Consider the following 3,731-nt stretch of genomic DNA (forward strand, 5'->3'; position numbering starts at 1 on the left):
TTCGAGTTGCAGTGTTGTTGACTGCACTCACTCGCGCAAGTCACACACTAATGTATGCTCCTAGCGACTCATTCACTTGCCGCCTAACTGCGACTCGAATTATTCAGAGTAAGTCACATGTTATTCAGAATAAACGATGTTATTTGTCATCAGAAAGCACGTTGGTAAGGCATGATGCCCGCCTCTAACATTTTCTGACTACCTAAACTATGATTGTTATTTAGGCCTCTAAGTTCCACATTGACTGACCATTTATTGTCATATTCGCTGCTGAACTTCTCTTTTTGCCAACCGACAATCTTGCGTTCATAACCAAGGTTGACTGCCCAACAGCAAGTATTGTATTGCAATCCAACCAATTGGCTTGCAGATTGCTGTTGTTTTGTATCGTAATAATAGGAACCGACAAAGCCCCATTGTTCACTTAACGGCCAACTTACAACTGTACCGACTTGAGAGATACCGCGTTGATATTCTGGTAATTCCTGATTTTTACCGATTTTATCTAAATCACGGAAAGTGGCTTGAATATAATCACGGTCAACAAAACGGTAGTTCAATTGAACTAAACGGTCGGCATCTAAACGGTATTCTGCAACGGCATTACCCATTGTGACGTTACCAAGGCGGCGGTCGTATTGTAACCCACCACGAATGCCCCAGTTTTCATCAATGCGCCACATAGAATCTGTCGCCCACAGTAAAGAACCCGTGTTGCTCTTATCATCAATAGGGCGGTTTGAGTTCCCTGCACGTGGGCGTTCAAAGTAATAGATTTGCCCAACAGAGAAATTAAAACGTTCTGCGAGTGCATCATCATAGACACGCGTGGTTAAACCCGTAGTAAATTGATTTGCAGAAGCGATACGGTCAAGGCCACTGTAAATACGTTCACGGAATAAACCACTGTAATCCGATTGCAATAAAGATGAGTCAAAGTTATTGATATTGTCCTGATCTTTATACGGAATATACAGATATTGAACACGAGGCTCTAATGTTTGTACATAATCGCTGCCTTGGAAAAGGTCGCGCTCGAAAACGACTTTCGCATCACTCTTAAACATTGGGAGCACGCGGCTAACGTTTTTCTCTAAGCTAGTATCCGTATTTGATGTTGGAATATCTTGGTCATAATGGGTGGCATACAGTTTGATGCTGTTATTCATGTTTGCCCAGCCATTAGATAATGGCAGGTTCACTTCTGGCTCAATGTGTAAACGCGTTGCATCAGGGTTATTTTTGCCCACGCTGGTAAAGCGAGCGGCTTGTGCATAGGTGTGCACATCAAAAGCACCTAAATTATTTTTATAATAATTGAAGTCAACTTGAGGCTCTGCTTTATAAGCGCGTTTGTTCGGGTTATCTGCAAAGATTTGGAATTGTTTGTGAGTTACCTTTGCATTCCAGTTGGTATCTGAATAGCCTGCGCTGAATTTTTGCGTAGCGTAACCATCAGTTGTACTACCATATTGAGAGCTGAAATCGGTAAAGTATTGTGGATCGCTGACTTTGGTGTAATCAGATGCAAAATTCCAGTGCCCCGCGTAGGTGCCTGAATGACGCCAATAGAATAACCAGCGGTCATCGCTATCACGAGCAGCACGCTTTTCACGGTCTTTATCTTTGATATAAGCACGGTCACGATTGATATAATCAAAGGCAACAGTCCCTGTACCTGGTGTAATGAGATAACGGAATTCGTTGTTTAACTTCACACCTCTATGAGTCATAAACTGAGGCGTGATGGTCGCATCGTAGTTAGGAGCAATATTCCAATAATACGGTAAAGAAAATTCTAAGCCATCATTATTCGAGTAGCTGCCTGTTGGGATCAAGAAACCAGAGCGGCGTTTATTACCAATCGGTAATTGCATGTATGGACTGTAGAAAATCGGTACATCGCCGACTTTAAAGCGCGCATGCCAAATCTCAGCCACTTCCTCTTCACGGTCGATAATGACTTCAGAGCCCGCAACGCTCCAGCTATTATTGCCAGGTAAACACGTGGTGAATGTCCCGTTTTCCATGATGGAATAACGGTTTTCGCCACGCATTTTCATTTTCGTCGCATCACCACGGCCTTGGCGACCGACCATCATGTAGTTACCGTCGTTTACGTCGGTATTTTTATTATCTAAATTTGACCAAGCAGAAGGGCCTTTTAAGATAATTTGAGGGTCATCATAGTGAACGTTGCCCGTGGCAGTAACTTCACGAACGGGTGGTTGCCCCGCAGTTTCAGTCTGCGTTAATTTAACTTTATCAGCCGTCAGTGTTTGGTTCCCTTGTTGGATATCGACATTGCCGTCATATTCAACAAAATTAGGGTATTCACCACGAACATCTTCAGCCGTAATATTAATAGGCAGGTTGTTAGGGTCGCCTTTTACAATCGGTTTTGTATAAACAGGGACACCCAGCATACACTGCTGCGCAAGGTCAGCATGCGCTTGCTGACTGTAAATAGCCGCCCATACAAGGGTGGCAACTAGTGTTGGATAGCTTTTTTTCATCATTAAATATGCGGTTCCGTCATCATTGGCACAGCCAGCAAACGCTCAAAGACTAACTTAGCCAACCACTTTGCGCCAGTATAATGTAAGAAACTTTACGCGCGGGTAGTTATGCATAGAGCAGAATGAATAGTATGATAATGCAAAATTGCATTTTGAGCATTGAAGAATTGAGGGATATATGCACTATTGGGGTAAAATTATTGGCGTAATACTCGCAATCGTCTCTGGATTAGGCTTTTGGGGGGCGTTAGCGGGGTTAATTATTGGCCACGGCTTTGATAAAGCATCAATACAACGTAAATTTGCCGGGTCGATGAATAAACGTGATCGCCAAATTATTTTCTTTGCGAGCACCTTCCAGATTTTAGGGCATTTAACCAAGTCCAAAGGCCGTGTAACCGAGACGGACATTCAGCTCGCATCAAATTTGATGGATAGAATGCAGCTGCACGGAGAAACTAGAAAAGCCGCTCAACAAGCCTTTCGTGAAGGGAAGTCGCCTAACTTTCCATTACGTGATGTTTTAAAACAATTACGCATGGCGTGCTATGGTCGTTTCGACCTCATTCAGATGTTTCTGGAAATTCAATTACAGGCTGCTTTTGCCGATGGTTTCCTCCATCCAAACGAAAGGAAAGTGCTGTTTATCATCGCAGAAGAGCTGGGTATATCAAAAGTTCAGTTCGAGCAATTCTTAGATATGATTCAAAGTGGTCGTCAATTTGGCCAAGGATACTCCCAGCAGCAATCAGGGGGGTATTATCAGCAATCTAATGGCCCAACCTTAGAAGATGCTTGTAAAGTCCTTGGTGTGTCTCCTAACGACGAACCGACAAAAATTAAACGTGCTTACCGTAAGTTAATGAGTGAACACCATCCAGATAAACTGGTGGCGAAAGGTTTACCACCAGAAATGATGGAGATTGCGAAGCAGAAAGCGCAATCAATCCAAGCGGCTTATGACTTAGTCAAGAAGGAGCTCGGCTTCAAATAAATTTCCCCGTCATATTTCGCACTACCACTTTGTTGTCTTCATTCACGAACCCTAGTCACGTAGTTATCTACGCTCCTAGGGATTCGCTCAATCGACGCCGTGTGGTAGCACGAACTATTTAGGGGAAATCAGGGGAATAATTGAAAACAAAAAATTCACTCATCCAAATAAAATGAGAATTTGCTCTAGCAGGCAATGTACATTTTTCTGCATGTAGT

Annotated in this window: 2 protein-coding genes; one reads left to right on the plus strand and one right to left on the minus strand. The window is 43.1% G+C overall.

Features of this window, described 5'->3' with window-relative positions:
• Positions 1-149: 149 nt before the first annotated feature.
• A complete protein-coding gene (lptD, locus tag PR808_RS20470; RefSeq protein WP_206083807.1) occupies positions 150-2,516 on the minus strand; it encodes an LPS assembly protein LptD in 2,367 nt (788 codons plus the stop codon).
• Between the two features lie 181 nt (positions 2,517-2,697).
• Here lptD and djlA point away from each other — a divergent pair, with 181 nt between their 5' ends.
• A complete protein-coding gene (gene djlA, locus PR808_RS20475; protein ID WP_272539987.1) occupies positions 2,698-3,513 on the plus strand; it encodes a co-chaperone DjlA in 816 nt (271 codons plus the stop codon).
• Positions 3,514-3,731: the final 218 nt, after the last annotated feature.

Origin of the sequence: Providencia sp. PROV197 (assembly GCF_028479625.1) — a bacterium.
Classification (GTDB): domain Bacteria; phylum Pseudomonadota; class Gammaproteobacteria; order Enterobacterales; family Enterobacteriaceae; genus Providencia; species Providencia vermicola.